Origin of the sequence: Sterolibacterium denitrificans (assembly GCF_900174485.1) — a bacterium.
GTDB classification, from domain to species: Bacteria; Pseudomonadota; Gammaproteobacteria; order Burkholderiales; family Rhodocyclaceae; genus Sterolibacterium; species Sterolibacterium denitrificans.
This window is the reverse complement of the sequence record NZ_LT837803.1, coordinates 2847553-2862463: the sequence shown is the minus strand read 5'-3', so window position 1 is coordinate 2862463 and position 14911 is coordinate 2847553. Positions and strand designations below refer to the sequence as shown.

13 protein-coding genes and 2 riboswitches are annotated in these 14911 nt (G+C 63.3%); of the genes, 11 read left to right on the top strand and 2 right to left on the bottom strand.

Features of this window, described 5'->3' with window-relative positions; all coding sequences use genetic code 11:
- Positions 1-22: 22 nt before the first annotated feature.
- The 10 genes from mtnA to SDENCHOL_RS12865 all read left to right on the top strand — a co-directional run bounded on the left by mtnA (position 23) and on the right by SDENCHOL_RS12865 (position 11330).
- Positions 23-1054: an S-methyl-5-thioribose-1-phosphate isomerase gene (mtnA, locus tag SDENCHOL_RS12910; RefSeq protein ID WP_067170419.1), complete on the top strand. Its 1032-nt coding sequence runs from the start codon at positions 23-25 to the stop codon at positions 1052-1054.
- Positions 1051-1686 (top strand): class II aldolase/adducin family protein, encoded by a 636-nt coding sequence (locus SDENCHOL_RS12905; RefSeq protein WP_269084065.1) that lies wholly within the window; start codon positions 1051-1053, stop codon positions 1684-1686. The genes mtnA and SDENCHOL_RS12905 overlap by 4 nt, the downstream gene beginning before the upstream one ends.
- 32 nt (positions 1687-1718) lie before the next feature.
- On the top strand, positions 1719-2471 hold the full coding sequence (locus SDENCHOL_RS12900; RefSeq protein WP_067170416.1) for a pteridine reductase: 753 nt from the start codon (positions 1719-1721) through the stop codon (positions 2469-2471).
- A 4-nt stretch (positions 2472-2475) separates the two neighbouring features.
- Positions 2476-3462 (top strand): tRNA 2-thiocytidine(32) synthetase TtcA, encoded by a 987-nt coding sequence (ttcA, locus tag SDENCHOL_RS12895; protein ID WP_067170778.1) that lies wholly within the window; start codon positions 2476-2478, stop codon positions 3460-3462.
- 28 nt (positions 3463-3490) lie between these two features.
- A complete protein-coding gene (locus SDENCHOL_RS12890; RefSeq protein ID WP_160329883.1) occupies positions 3491-4471 on the top strand; it encodes an adenylate/guanylate cyclase domain-containing protein in 981 nt (326 codons plus the stop codon).
- Between the two features lie 54 nt (positions 4472-4525).
- Positions 4526-4605, top strand: a riboswitch (S-adenosyl-L-homocysteine riboswitch).
- Between the two features lie 78 nt (positions 4606-4683).
- Positions 4684-6090, top strand: a complete 1407-nt coding sequence (ahcY, locus tag SDENCHOL_RS12885; protein ID WP_197706916.1) for an adenosylhomocysteinase — start codon at positions 4684-4686, stop codon at positions 6088-6090.
- An 18-nt stretch (positions 6091-6108) separates the two neighbouring features.
- On the top strand, positions 6109-6957 hold the full coding sequence (gene metF / locus SDENCHOL_RS12880; RefSeq protein ID WP_067170408.1) for a methylenetetrahydrofolate reductase [NAD(P)H]: 849 nt from the start codon (positions 6109-6111) through the stop codon (positions 6955-6957).
- A 104-nt stretch (positions 6958-7061) separates the two neighbouring features.
- A riboswitch (cobalamin riboswitch) is annotated at positions 7062-7284 on the top strand.
- A 195-nt stretch (positions 7285-7479) separates the two neighbouring features.
- Positions 7480-9927 (top strand): ribonucleoside-diphosphate reductase subunit alpha, encoded by a 2448-nt coding sequence (locus tag SDENCHOL_RS12875; protein WP_067170406.1) that lies wholly within the window; start codon positions 7480-7482, stop codon positions 9925-9927.
- Positions 9928-9946: 19 nt separating this feature from the next.
- Positions 9947-11053, top strand: a complete 1107-nt coding sequence (locus tag SDENCHOL_RS12870; protein ID WP_197706915.1) for a ribonucleotide-diphosphate reductase subunit beta — start codon at positions 9947-9949, stop codon at positions 11051-11053.
- A 37-nt stretch (positions 11054-11090) separates the two neighbouring features.
- On the top strand, positions 11091-11330 hold the full coding sequence (locus SDENCHOL_RS12865; protein ID WP_067170403.1) for a glutaredoxin domain-containing protein: 240 nt from the start codon (positions 11091-11093) through the stop codon (positions 11328-11330).
- 19 nt (positions 11331-11349) lie between these two features.
- On the opposite strand, the gene SDENCHOL_RS12860 is transcribed toward SDENCHOL_RS12865, so the two are convergent.
- A complete protein-coding gene (locus SDENCHOL_RS12860; protein ID WP_231912988.1) occupies positions 11350-12924 on the bottom strand; it encodes a methyl-accepting chemotaxis protein in 1575 nt (524 codons plus the stop codon).
- Positions 12925-13117: 193 nt separating this feature from the next.
- Between SDENCHOL_RS12860 and SDENCHOL_RS12855 the strand changes: the two genes are divergently transcribed.
- Positions 13118-13459, top strand: a complete 342-nt coding sequence (locus SDENCHOL_RS12855; protein WP_154717255.1) for a helix-turn-helix domain-containing protein — start codon at positions 13118-13120, stop codon at positions 13457-13459.
- On the opposite strand, the gene SDENCHOL_RS12850 is transcribed toward SDENCHOL_RS12855, so the two are convergent.
- Complete coding sequence (locus SDENCHOL_RS12850; protein ID WP_154717254.1) at positions 13444-14865, bottom strand: short-chain fatty acyl-CoA regulator family protein; 1422 nt, start codon at positions 14863-14865, stop codon at positions 13444-13446. The two genes, SDENCHOL_RS12855 and SDENCHOL_RS12850, sit on opposite strands and share 16 nt — an antisense overlap.
- Between the last annotated feature and the right edge of the window lie 46 nt (positions 14866-14911).

The window sequence follows — 14911 nt, the reverse complement described above, 5'->3', positions numbered from 1 at the left end:
TTGGACGGGCCGGAGATAGCCGATGTTTCCGACGATCAGCGAAGAGGACGAGGGCGCGGATAAGGACGGCAATGGTCGTCGAGCTGTACTGATCCTCGACCAGACGCGGCTGCCTGCGCGCGCCGAGCAGGTTCGGCTGACCACGCTGGAAGAAGCGGCGCATGCCATCCGCAGCATGCAGGTGCGCGGTGCGCCGCTGATCGGCGCAACGGCGGCCTACGGTGTGGCGCTCGGCTTGTCGGCCACGGCCGACGACGCAACGCTCGGCCATGTCCTGGATACCCTGGCCGCCACCCGTCCCACCGCCGTCAACCTGCATTGGGCCTTGGCGCGCATGCGCCGCGTGCTGGCACCTTTGGCGCCGGATCGGCGGCGGGCGGCGGCCTGGCGGGAAGCGCGCGCCATCGCCGCCGAAGATGCCGCGGCGAATGCCGCCATCGGCCGGCATGGGCTGGCGCTGCTGGAGCCGCTGATCCGGCGGCGCGGCCGGATCGATCTGATGACCCACTGCAACGCCGGCTGGCTGGCCACCGTCGCCCATGGCACGGCGCTCGCGCCCATCCATGCCGCCCATGCGGCCGGCCTGCCGGTGCATGTCTGGGTCAGCGAGACGCGCCCGCGCAACCAGGGCTGGCTCACCGCCTGGGAACTGCGGCAGGCCGGCATCGCCCACACCCTGATCGCCGACAATGCCGCCGGGCTGCTGATGATGCAGGGCAAGGTCGACCTGCTCATCGTCGGCGCCGACCGCATCGCGGCGAATGGCGACACCGCCAACAAGATCGGGACTTACCTCAAGGCGCTGGCCGCGCGCGCCCACGGCATTCCTTTTTACGTCGCCGCGCCGGCATCCACCATCGATTTTTCCTGCCCCAGCGGGGCGGACATTCCCATCGAGGAACGCGCCGCGGCGGAACTGGCCGCGTCGCTCGACAGCCCCGCCGCCAATCCGGCCTTCGACATCACGCCGGCCGGGCTGATCAGCGGCATCATCACTGAATCCGGCATCCATGCGCCGGACGCGCTGCGGACGAGTTCGGAGCAAGGCGCGTGACGCTGGCCGCGCAGGTACTCGCCACCGCGCAGGCCATGACGGCCGCCGCCCTCAACCGCGGCACCGCCGGCAACGTCAGCGCGCGCAGCGATACGGCTGAGGACGGCTTCCTGATTACCCCCACCGGCATGGACTACGCCGAACTGCAGCCTGACGACATCGTGCCGATGAACCTGGCCGGGCAGTGGCAGGGCCGGCGCAAGCCTTCGTCGGAATGGCGTTTCCATCGCGACATCTATCGGGCGCGGCCGGAATTCGGCGCCATCATCCATGCCCATTCCCCCTTCGCCACGGCGCTGGCCTGCATGGCGCTGGAGATCCCGGCGTTTCATTACATGATCGCCCGCTTCGGCGGGGCCGACGTGCGCTGCGCGCCGTATGCCTTGTTCGGCAGCCAGGAGCTTTCGGATGCCGCGCTGGCCGCTCTGGCGGAGCGCAGCGCCTGCCTGCTGGCGCATCACGGCATGATCGTCTGCGGCCGCGACCTGAAGCAGGCGCTGGCCCTGGCCATTGAATTCGAAACCCTGTGTGAGCAATACTGGCGCGTGCTGCAGATCGGCACGCCGAAATTGATCCCGGCCGAGGAAATGGCGCGGGTGCTGGAGCGGTTCGCCGGCTACGGGCAGCAATAGCCGGCAGGCCGTAGCCGGTATACTGACCGCCTATGCAAGCCTCTACCCCCGTCATTCTCGTCACCGGCGCGGCCCGCCGCGTCGGTGCGGCCATCGCGCGTTGTCTGCATGCGGCGGGGGCGAGTGTCGTCGTCCATCATCACACCTCCCGCCGCGCTGCCGAGCAGTTGAGCGAGGAATTCAATCGGCAGCGCGCGGGTTCGGCGCTGTCGCTGGCGGCGGATCTGTGCCAGCCGGCGCAGTTGGAGAACTTGGTCGCCGGGGTGATGGAGCACTATGGCCGCCTGGACGCGCTGGTGAATAATGCTTCGGCTTTCTACGCCACGCCGCTCGGACGGATCGACGAGTCCGCCTGGGATGCGCTGGTCGGCAGCAATCTCAAGGGCCCGCTGTTTCTCAGCCAGGCGGCGGCGCCGCATCTCAGGGCGCGTCATGGGGCGATCATCAATCTCACCGACATCCATGCCGAGCGGCCGCTGAAAAACTATGCGCTCTACTGCGCCGCCAAGGCCGGTTTGCTGGGGCTGACGCGCGCCCTGGCGCTGGAGCTGGCGCCCGAGGTGCGGGTGAATGCCATCGCCCCCGGCCCGATCGACTGGCCCGAAGGCCGGGCGGGCGCGGATTTCGATGCGGATACGCGCGCCGGCATCATCGAACGGACGCTGCTGCAGCGCCAGGGCAGTCCCGAGGACATTGCCCGCACGGCGCGCTTCCTGCTGTTCGACGCGCCTTACATCACCGGCCAGGTCATCAATGTCGATGGCGGCCGCAGCATCCATCTCTGAAATCATGACCGCAGAATTTCATACCTCCGCTTCCAAACAAGCCACGCAGGCACCCGGCGTCCGCCAACTGGAAAGACAGCGCCTCGAAGCCAACAAGCTGGCCAAGCGCCTGCGCCGCCATGCCGGGCAGGCGATCGCCGATTACAACATGATCGAAGCCGGCGACAAGGTCATGGTCTGCCTGTCCGGCGGCAAGGACTCCTTCGGCATGCTCGACGTGCTGCTCTATCTGCGCGAGCATGCGCCCATTCATTTCGACATCGTGGCGGTCAATCTCGATCAGAAGCAGCCGGGCTTTCCCGCCGAAGTGCTGCCGGATTACCTGACCGGCCTGGGCATCCCCTTTCACATCGAGAACCAGGACACCTATTCCATCGTCAAGCGCGTGGTGCCCGAAGGCAAGACTACCTGCTCGCTGTGCTCGCGGCTGCGCCGCGGCATCCTCTATCGCGTCGCCGGCGAGCTCGGCGCGACCAAGATCGCGCTCGGCCATCATCGCGAGGACATGCTGGAGACGCTGTTTCTCAACATGTTCTTCGGCGGCAAGCTGAAGGGCATGCCGCCCAAGCTGGTCTCCGACGATGGCCGCAACGTCGTGATTCGCCCCATGGCCTATTGCAGCGAGAAGGATCTGGCCGCCTGGGCCGGGGTGCGCGGCTTTCCCATCATTCCCTGCGACCTGTGCGGCAGCCAGGAGCAGTTGCAGCGGAAGCAGGTTAAGCAGATGCTGGCCGAGTGGCAGAAGCGTTTTCCCGGCCGCATCGAATCGATGTTCCGCAGCCTGCAGAATGTGATTCCCTCGCATCTGGCCGATCCCCGCCTGTATGACTTCGCTGGTCTCCGGCCGACGGGCCGGCCCGATCCGGAAGGCGACAAGGCTTTCGACCGGGAGGAGTTCAACGAATTGCCCGGCGCGGACGGCGCATGCGCCGGGGATGTGTCGGATGACGCGGATGCGGGCGAGATCATCACCTTGCATCGCTCCCGCTGATGCCGCCCGATCACGGATGAACGCCAGCATGCCCGCAGACGCCGCCGCACAGGATGTTTCGCCAGCGCAGCGGCGGCTCTGCGTGCTGTATGCGGATGTCGCCGGCAGCAAACGACTGACCGAGCGCATCGGCGAGGCTGAGGCCGCGCGGGCATTCGAGCGCTGCTTCAACCGCATGGAGCGCGCCGTCAGCAGCTTCAATGGCCGCATCGTCAAGCATATCGGCGAGCGGTTGATGGCCGTATTTGAAGGCGCCGAAGGTGTCGAAGGTACCGAGGGCGCCGAAGAGGCATTGCGCGCCGCTTGCGAGATGCAGTCGCGGGTCGAAAAACTGCCGGCCGTTTCCGGCATCAAGCTGGCGCTGGGAATCGGCTTGCATCATGGGCCGATGGTCGAGGGCGGGAACGATTCCTCGGGCGATACGGTGAAGGTTGCCGCGCGTCTGGCCAGGCTGGCCAAGGGCGGGCAAGTCCTGACCAGCGCGTCGACCGTCGCGGCGCTGCCGGCCAGCCTGAGCCAGGCCGCGCTGGCGCTCGGTGCTGCGACGGTCAGCCTGCATGGCGAGGATATTCCGGTGTTCGCCGTTCTCTGGCAGAACATCGCATCCGGCACGCCGTCTTCGGACATGGGCGAGCCGACGGCACCACCATCCTCGCCACCCTCGTTATCTGCACCCAGCATGACCGTGCCGCGGCTGCGTTTGCGGCACGATGGCCGCGAGATCGTGCTGGGCCCCGAGCGGCCGATGCTGACCATGGGGCGCGATGCGCAATGCGACCTGGTGATCCGGAGTCCGCATGCTTCCCGCCAGCACGGGCGCATCGAGTTGCGTCATCGCCTGTATGTCCTGAGCGACCGGAGCACCAACGGCACTCATGTGACGCCCGCTGCCGAGGCCGGCCTGCACCTGCAGGATGCCGAATTCGTCTTGCGCGGCCGGGGCTGCCTGTCCTTCGGCCCGCTCGCCGAAGCCGAGGCGGGCGACATCGTTACCTACGAGCTTTTGTAAGCGCGCGCTGTCGTCCGCTGCCCGGAAAGACGGGGCTGACGTATAATTCGTCCCCTTACCGAGGAGCGCTGCGAGGCCGGATGCACCGTCCGCCCCAGGCTCGGTAGATGGACTGAGAACGGCGCTCGCCTGAACCCATGCCGGGCATGGAGCGCGCAGGTGAGCATCGGCTTGCCGCCTTTCTCGTCCCGGCTACAGACTAGGAGATTGCTGTGGCTGTTCAAAATTTCACCGATTGCAAGATTGCCGACCTATCGCTGGCCGACTGGGGGCGCAAGGAAATCCGCATCGCCGAGACCGAAATGCCGGGCCTCATGGCGATCCGCGAGGAATACGCGGCCAGCCAGCCGCTCAAGGGCGCGCGCATCACCGGCTCGCTGCACATGACCATCCAGACGGCGGTGCTGATCGAAACGCTGACGGCGCTGGGCGCCCAGGTGCGTTGGGCGTCCTGCAACATTTTCTCGACCCAGGATCATGCCGCTGCGGCGATTGCCGCCACCGGCGTGCCGGTGTTCGCCGTCAAGGGCGAGTCGCTGGAAGATTACTGGGAGTACACCCATCGCATCTTCGAATGGCCGGGCAATGCGTTGTCGAACATGATCCTCGACGACGGCGGCGATGCCACCTTGCTGCTGCATCTGGGCAGCCGCGCCGAACAGGATGCGGGCGTGCTGGCCAGGCCGACGAGCGAAGAAGAGCGGGTGCTGTTCGCCGCCATCAAGGCCAGGCTGGCGACGGACAAGACCTGGTATTCGACGCGCCTCGCGGCGATCAAGGGCGTGACCGAGGAAACCACCACCGGCGTGCATCGCCTGTATCAGATGCATGCGCGCGGCGAGCTCAAGTTTCCGGCGATCAACGTCAATGATTCGGTGACCAAGTCGAAGTTCGACAACCTCTACGGCTGCCGCGAGTCGCTGGTCGATGGCATCAAGCGCGCCACCGACGTGATGATCGCCGGCAAGATCGCCGTGGTGGCCGGCTATGGCGACGTCGGCAAGGGCTCGGCCCAGGCGCTGCGCGCGCTCTCCGCCCAGGTGTGGATCACCGAAATCGATCCGATCTGCGCCCTGCAGGCGGCGATGGAAGGCTATCGCGTCGTCACCATGGATTACGCTGCCGACAAGGCCGATATTTTCGTCACCTGCACCGGCAACTACCACGTCATCACCCATGAGCACATGGTGAAGATGAAGGATCAGGCCATCGTCTGCAACATCGGCCACTTCGACAACGAGATCGATGTCGCCGCGATCGAGAAATACGAGTGGGAAGAAATCAAGCCCCAGGTCGATCACATCCGCATGCCCTCGGGCAACCGCATCATCCTGCTGGCCAAGGGCCGCCTGGTGAATCTGGGCTGCGCCACCGGCCATCCCAGCTATGTGATGAGTTCGTCCTTCGCCAACCAGACCATCGCTCAGATCGAGTTGTTTACCAAGAATGCCGATTATCCGATCGGCGTCTATGTGCTGCCCAAGCACCTCGACGAAAAAGTCGCCCGTCTGCAACTGAAGAAGCTCAACGCCCAGCTCACCGAACTCACGGATGAGCAGGCGGCCTACATCGGCGTGCCGAAGAACGGGCCGTACAAGGCGGACGCTTACCGCTATTGAGGGCTGGAGACCGGGGACATGACGAGTTCAACGCAAGGCCATCCGGCGCCCAGCTTCAGCTTCGAGTTCTTCCCGCCGCAAACGCCGGCGGGCGTCGACAAGCTGCGCGCCGTGCGTGCGCAACTGGCGCAGTTCAAGCCGGCTTTTTTCTCCTGCACCTTCGGCGCCGGTGGCTCGACGCGTGATCGCACGCTGGAAACGGTGCTGGAAATGCAGGGCGAAGGCCATCAGGCGGCCCCGCATCTGTCCTGTATCGGTTCGACGCGGGAGAATCTGCGCGCCATTCTGGCGCAGTATCGCGCCGCCGACATCCGCCGCATCGTCGCCCTGCGCGGCGATCTGCCTTCGGGCATGGCGGTGGCCGGCGAGTTTTCCTATGCCAACGAGCTGGTCGAGTTCATCCGTCGGGAAACCGGCGACTGGTTCCAGATCGAGGTGGCGGCCTATCCTGAAGTGCATCCGCAGGCCAGGTCGGCGGCCGCCGATCTGGAAAACTTCAAGCGCAAGGTCGATGCCGGCGCCGATGCGGCGATCACCCAGTTCTTCTACAACGCCGATGCCTACGACTACTTCGTCGAGGTGGCGCAAAGGATGGGGATCGACATTCCCATCGTGCCGGGCATCATGCCGATCGCCAGCTACAGCAATCTGGCGCGCTTTGCCGGCAACTGCGGTGCCGAGATTCCGCGCTGGCTGGCCAAACGGCTGGACTCCTGCGGCGACGACGTGGAGTCGATTCGCGCCTTCGGCCTGGACGTGGTCACCGCCCTGTGCGAGCGCCTGCTGAAGAACGGCGCGCCGGGTCTGCATTTCTATACCCTGAATCAGGCGGCCTTGACGACGGAAATCTGTCGGCGGCTGGGTTGATTCCGGCGTTTCGCCAAAGACTGTTTTGGGTGGGATGCAGAGATTCACTCGGCCTGTCGCACGGCGCAACCTACTATATCTAGTGTACGCAAGCGCAAAAAATACTATATATTGCGTCCGTCGGTATTTTTCTGCTGAGCACCAGCAGAAAGATTGAAAAGGGAATCCGGTGCGAATCCGGAACTGCCCCGCAGCGGTAAGTGGAAACGACACGCCTCAGATGCACTGGGTACGACCCGGGAAGCGAGGCGCAGTAGGTGGGCTGGCGTGAACGACGCCACCCGCGTCCACAGAGTCCGAAGACCTGCCGACACATGGTGCTTCTTCATGAGGCGCCGTGCGGGTGGCACGCTTCCGCGGGGAGGCGCGTTGCGAGGGTGAATGTTGCGCCGCTTCAGAGCGGCAATTCATGCACATCCCGTACGCACCGACTGCGAACAGTCCCCAAGAGCCCTGCGCGAGGGAGCAGGTATTGGTTCTGAAACCGTGCTCTCCACACGGTTTCCCTGCGGGGATGCGCACATGCTGGAACTCATCATCAAACGCGACGGCCACGTCGAGCCGTTCACACCCTATAAACTCAACCAATGGGGCCAATGGGCCGCGCAGACGCTGGGCGACGCGGTGGACTGGCCGACGGCGGTGCTGGAAACCGTCTCGGCCATGTCTTCCACGGCCAGTTCGCGCGAGTTGCAGCAGCAGCTCATCCGCACCTGCCTGAACTTCGATACCTGGTCGTACAACCGCATGGCCGGGCGCCTGTACGCCACGCTGATCCGCAAGGATCTCTACCGCAACCAGCGTCCCACGGTACTGGCCCTGCAGCGCAAGCTGCAGGCGCTGGGGCTGATGGAAACGCTGGACTACTCCGAATCCGAATACGCGGTGATCCAGGAGTGGATCGACCACGAGCGCGACTTCGAGTACGCGCACTACCAGTTGCATACGCATCTCACAAAATATGCCATTGCCGACCGGGTGCAGGGTATGTACTACGAGTCGCCGCAGTTCATCTACATGCGCATGGCGATGGCGCTAGCCGTCGATCAGCCGCGCGAGCGACGCATGCGCGACGTGCAGCGCTTTTACGAACATCTGTCGAAGAATCGCATCAATGCGCCCACGCCCAACCACGTCAACCTGGGCACGCCGCTGCGCGGCTACGCCAGTTGCTGCCTGTACACCGTGGCCGACAACGCGCGCTCCATCGCCGTCGGCAACCACATCGCCAACACCATGACTTACATGAGCGCAGGCATCGGCGCGCACCTGGCGACACGCTCGCTCAACGACCCGGTGCGCGGCGGCGTGATTCGCCACCAGGGCAAGCTGCCCTACTACCGCGCGCTGGTGGCGGAGGTGAAATCCAATCTGCAGAACGGCCGCGGCGGCGCCTGCACCACCTACTTCCCGATCTTCGATCCCGAGGTGGATACGCTGCTGCGCCTGAAGAACCCGATGTCCACCGAGGACAGGAAGATACGCGGCATGGATTACTCCTGGGGCGGCAACCGTTTCTTCGCGCGCAAGGTGGCAAAAAACGAGGAGATATTCCTGTTCAACTGCTACACCGCGCCCGATCTGTACGCGGCGCTGTATAGCGGCGATGAGACGCGGTTCGAGGAAATCTACGCACGCTATGCCGCCGATGAAAACTTCCCGAAAACCTGGGTGAGCGCGCGCGAGCTGCTCATCACCGCCAGCAACGAGTGGAACGAGACCGGCCGTGTCTACGAGCACAACATCTCGGAGATGAATCGCCATACGCCGTTCAAGGACACGATTCATTCATCCAACCTCTGCGCCGAAATTGCCCTGCCGACCGGGCCCTACAACCACATCAGCGAGCTGTACGCGGAGGACGACATTTCCTGCGTCGAAGTGCAGTTCATCGACGGCACGCGCTGCGAGCTGCCGGGCAAGGCGCAGGTGGCAACCCAGCGCGGGCTGGTCTGGCCGGATGAGCTGGTGACGGGCGACGCTATCGATGATCTACCCATCGAGGCCGTCCTGCGCAAGAGCGCGCCCGAAGTGGCGACCTGCAACCTCGCCGGCATCGTCGTCTCCAACATCGAATCCGAGGAGCAGTACGCCGAAGTCGCCTATTACGCGCTGCTGATGATCGACAAGTGCATCCATCTGGCGCATTACGAACTGCCGCAGGTGGGCGTGACTTCGCGCCAGCGTCTCAACGCCGGTGTCGGCATCCTGGGCCTGGCGCATCTGATGGCAAAAAACGGCCAGCGTTACACCGATGAGGCCGGCAAGCAGTTCATCCACGAGGTGGCCGAGCGCCACTACTATCACTTGCTGCGCGCCAGCCTGAGGCTCGGCAAGGAACTGGGCAACGCGCCCTGGATGCACAAGACGTGCTGGCCGGAAGGCTGGCTGCCCATCGACACCTGCAATCCGCACGTCGACAGGATCGCGCCCTTCACGACGCGCTACGACTGGGAAGCGCTGCGTGGTGACATCAAGGCCAACGGCGGCATCCGCAACTCGGTGCTGGTGGCGCACATGCCGACCGAAACCTCGGCGAATGCGTCGGGCACCACCAACGGCCTCTACCCGGTGCGCGAGCTGACCCTCATCAAGACCGACAACCAGCGCGTGAACTACTGGGCCGCGCCCGAGGGCGACACCCTGGCCGACCACTACCAATCGGCCTGGGACATTCCGACCAAGGACATGACCGAGATGTACGCCATCGTGCAGAAATGGACCGATCAGGGCATTTCGGCGGACTTCTATCGCCGCGTCATCGGTGATGCCTCCATCGCTTCCTCCGAGCTGATCGAGGACTACCTCTACCGCGTCAAGCTGGGGCTGAAATCCAAGTACTACATGAACCAGAAGACTTCCAACGGCATGAAGGCCGTAGCGGATGTGGCCCAGGCGGAAGCCTCTGCGCCCGCGTCGCTGGCTCAGACCGCAACCCAGGACAGCGACTGCGAAGCCTGCACGCTCTGACATTCAAGCGATCAAGACCATGACATCCATGACCGACAGCGTATTCAACTACGACAAGACCGACTATCAAAAGCCCTTGCTGCTGCTGGGCCAGCGCCCCGGCCTGTTCGACACCGTCAATCGCCACTACCCGGAAATCTGGAAGCTCTACAAGGCGCAGAAATCGCTGGACTGGGACGAGAACGAATTCGACTATTCGAGCTGCAATTCTGAATTCAAGACCTGCCCGCGCGCCACCTACGACATGATGATCAAGACCCTGGCCTGGCAGTGGGAGGCCGACTCGGTCGCCTCGCGCGCCATCGCCCCGGTGCTCGCCCCATTCATCACCTCCAGCGAATTGTGGGCCGCCTGGCAGCGCATCTCGGACAACGAAGTGGTGCACGCCGCCACCTATTCCGAGATCGTGCGCAACTCCTTCGACGACCCCGGCGTCATCCTCGACGAAATCCTGCGCGTGCAGGAAGCGCACGAGCGCCTCTCTGAGGTCGCGCGCGCCTTCGCCGCCGGTTACGAGGCGTCGCACCAATACGCCATCGGCCTGCTGCCCAACGATCAGAACACCTACAACGCCGTGTTCATGACCATCGTGGCGCTGCTGTGCATGGAGCGCATCCAGTTCATGGCGAGCTTTGCCGTCACCTTCGCCATCTGCGACACCGGCCTGTTTCAGCCCATCGGCAAGGCCATCCAGAAAATCGCCCAGGACGAATTGGAAATCCACGTCGAACTCGACCGCGCCGTGCTGCTGAATGAATTGAGCACCGAGCGCGGCCAGACGGCCTTTGCCCAGTGCCGCAGCCAGATCGAGAAGATGATCGAGGAAGTGGTGGATAGCGAGCTGCGCTGGATCGATTATCTCTTCTCCGAAGGCCGCGAGCTGGTCGGCATGAACGCCGAGCGCCTGTCGGCCTGGACGCTGTACTGCGCCAAGGACGTCTACCAGCTCTTTGGTCTCACCACCGACAAATACCAATTGCCGACGCACAACCCGCTCAAGTTCATGGAGAAGTGGCTCAACATCTCCAAGACCCAGGCCTCGCCGCAGGAGCAGGACATCGCCGCCTACAAGGTCGGCGTGATGCGCCGCACCGACGAGAATCAGGTGTTCGACGTCGATTTTTGATCCTTCTTTTTTCCGCCATCCATTATCGGGAGACCCCATGGAAATCATCATCTACGGCAAGGACGGCTGCGTGAACTGCGACAGGACGCGCATGCTCTGCCAGATCCAGTCCATCCCCTTTCAATACCACACCGTCGGCGCCGACATCAGCATCGACGCCCTGCAAGCCAAGGTCGGCCAACCGGTGCGCAGCCTGCCGCAAATCTTCATCCAGCAGGCGGCCGGCCTGACCCATGTCGGCGGTTACGACGAACTGCGCAATCAATTGGCGGGGTAGGGCTGGCGCTGCCAGTGCCTCAAACCCGGAAGCAGCCTACCGCAGCGTGCAGGTGATTGGCACGCTCGTCCAGACTGCGTGCGGTTTCTGCGGCCAGGCGTGCGGCCGAGTCGTTGGCTTCACTCATCTGGGCGATGTATTCGATACGCTGCGCAACCTGCTGCACGGCAGTATCCTGTTCCTGCATGGCCAGGGCGATGCTGCGTACCGCATCGATCATTTTTTCCGTATCGCTGCCCACTTCATTGAGCGCCGTCGCGGTAGCTGCAACCATTTCCTGGCTGTTACCCGCCTGATCGTTGGCTTGCGTCATCTGTTCGACGGCAGCATCGATCCGGCTCTGGATAGTATGGATCAGGCTGGAAATTTCCTGGGTCGCCTGTGCCGTGTTTTCGGCGAGCTTCCTGACTTCATCTGCGACGACGGCAAAGCCACGCCCCTGTTCACCGGCGCGCGCAGCTTCGATGGCTGCGTTCAAGGCCAACAGGTTGGTCTGCTCGGCAATGGCCTTGATGGTCTGAACGATGCCATCGATCTGTTTCGAGTTGTCCGCCAGCAGGGAAATGTCTGCGCTCGTCCTGGAAATCATGGTGGCAAGGTTGCCAATATTGGAAGTCGTGCCCTGCACGGCTTCCAGGGTTCGCTGGATATGGCTGCAGGTGCGCACGGCCATTTCATCCACGCAGCGCGCATTGCCCGCGGTTTCGGAAATGCTGACGGAGGTTTCTTCGATGGCGGCGGCGACATCGACCGCTGCCGTGGACTGCGCTGCGGAGTGTTTGACGACGTCGGTGCCGGTAGTCAGCATGGCGTGTGCGGCTTCGGTAATGGCCTGCGCAGAGCGGCTCGTTTCGGCAATGAGTTCAGCGATGCGCGTCATCATGCGGTCGAAGGCCGCCGCCGTGCGTCCGACTTCATCGCTGGCGTGGGCGCCCACACGCAATGTGCAGTCTCCTGACGCCTCCACCTTTTCCAGTATCTCCTGCAGATGTGCCAGAGGTCGGGTGATGGAACGGGTGATGGCAATGCCCAGCACGAGTCCCAGCAGGATGGCGATGCAGGAAAGTGTCAGCGTTTGCCGGCGTGTGGCATCGGCGCGGGCCGTGAGCCCCTCAATCAGGACGGGAACGGCGTCATCAAGCCGCTTGATTTCATCCAGCATCAACTGGCGCATTTCGCGCCATTTAGGCGTTTCTTCGCTGTTCAGCAACGCCTTGGCGGAATCCATCTGCCCGGATGCGACGAGCGCGATCACCTGTTCCTGAGCGTTCCGGTGAGCCGTGCGCAGGTGCACAATTTTCTGCGGCAATCCGGTATGCGCGCGTTCTTCATCATGCTGTTGCATGTCTTCTGCCGCCTTGTCGAATTGGGCCGTGGCTCTTTGGTGATTTTCGTAGGCCTTGGGATTGTCCGGGTCAAGCACGATGTTGCGCAGTGCCTGCCCTGTCTGCAGGCCCTGGCCGTACATTTCATAAAACCCGATGCGGCGGGCATTGTCACCCGCCAGATAGTCGATGTATTCAGACTGGATCCTGATGGCGGAAAAATGTCCTATGAGCGTGATGGCGACCAGGAAGCTCAGCAACGCCCCCATGGCCAGTGCCATTCTTCTGCCGATGCGCAAATTAGATAGAAACCCTGTTGTTGCAGCGCTCAATGGAGGCCTCCTGATGGCGTGGGAGTGATTTGGGGGCTGATTCTACGGGGGATTGCCGGAATAGCCATGCTTTCTCGCGTGTCACGTATTTAGTGACAACAACTTTAGCATGTGTCACGAAACTTGTGACATGGCACATGAGAGCAGTCAGAAGTTTTCCATTCTTGGTCGCCGCCTGCGCGAACGCCGCGAGGCTTTGGACCTGGCCCAGGAAAAGCTGGGCGTGGCCATCGGTCTGGATGAGTCCAGCGCCCGCGCCCGGATCAGCCGCTATGAGCTTGGCGTAAGCGAACCGCCGCTCGCCACGGCCAGACTGCTGGCGACGGCGTTACAGGTACCGTTGCCCTATCTCTATTGCGAAGACGAGGACGTCGCTCAGTTACTGCTGGCGCTGCATGCGCTTGGCAATAAACAACGCAAGGATCGTGTTGGCAGGTTGCTGGCCGAACTGCGTCATCAACTGGCGGGGTAGGGCGTGAAGCGGCTCTGGTTTTCATCGACGATGAGCGTGCTGCCCACGGCCGGGAAGGCGCGCTGGGGGCAATGGGCGCGCGGGCAGACCTTGCAGCCGGCGCCGATCGGCGTGAAGCCGCTCTTGTCCTTGAGATCCAGCCCCTTGCTGTAGACCAGGCGTTCGGCATGCTGCAAATCGCATCCCAGGCCCACGGAAAAAGTCTTGCCGGGGGCGCCGAATCCGCCATGGCCACGGGATACCGTGCGCGCGATCCACAGGTAGGCGCGCTCGTCCGGCATGACCGCCAACTGCGTCAGGATGCGTCCCGGCTGGGCGAAGGCTTCATACACGTTCCACAGCGGGCAGGTGCCGCCGATGCGTGAGAAGTGAAAAGCGGTGGCCGATTGACGTTTCGAGATGTTGCCGGCTCGGTCCACGCGGATGAAGAAAAACGGCACCCCGCGCGCTTCCGGGCGCTGCAGGGTGGACAGGCGGTGGCAGGTGGTTTCGAATTCGACGCCAAAAGCCTGCCCAAGCAACTCGATGTCGTAGCGCAGTTGCTCGGCCTGATCCAGAAAGTGTCCGTAGGGCAGAATCAGGGCGCTGGCGAAATAATTGGCCAGGCCGATGCGCGCCAGACGCCGCGCTTCGTCGCTGGACAGAGCGGCCTGTGCGGTGATGGCGTCGATTTGCGCGCCTGCTTCGAGAAAGGCCAGCTGTGTTGCCATCTGGAATGCTGCCTGCCCATTGGTCAGATGGGGTGACAAGGTCAGGATTTTCTGGCCGGGGTCGAAGTGACGTTGCACTTCAGCGCCAGCATCCCGGGCGGTGTTGCGAACCACCCGGATGCCATGCGTCTGCTCCAGACGCATGGCCAGGGTTTCAGCCGCTTCCCTGGGACGAATCAGCCAGGCCTGGGAGAGGGACTCGGCCAACGCATCGAGTTCGGCAATGTGGTTGTGCCGCGCGTAGAAAAAATCACGTACCTCTTCGAATGACATCAGCCGGTTGGCCTGCAGCTCGCTGCGATCCAGGCCCAGGCGGGTGACGAGCGCTTCCTCGCGTTCCTGGTTGGCGCGCTGGCTTCTGGCGAGTTTGAGCAAACTGCGGGCGACGGCCGGCATGTTGGCGGCAAGCTCGCGAATTTCGGCCAGAGAGACGCGCTCGTGCCCGGATTGCGTTTCGAACAATTCACGCAGATCCGTAATCAGCCTGGCCTCGTCGTCTTCCGAAAACAGTTGCACATTGACGCCGAAGACCGCGTTCAGCTTGAGCAATACCGGGACAGTGAGCGGTCGCTGATTCTTCTCCAACTGATTGAGATAACTCGGCGAGAGTTCCAGTGCGCGCGCCAGGGCAATCTGCGTCAGTCCGCGCTCCTCCCGCAGACGCTTCAGGCGCACTCCCATGAAAGCTTTCTTCATTCTTGTTCCCTTTATTGCCAATGGCATTCAAAAATATTCGCAAGAT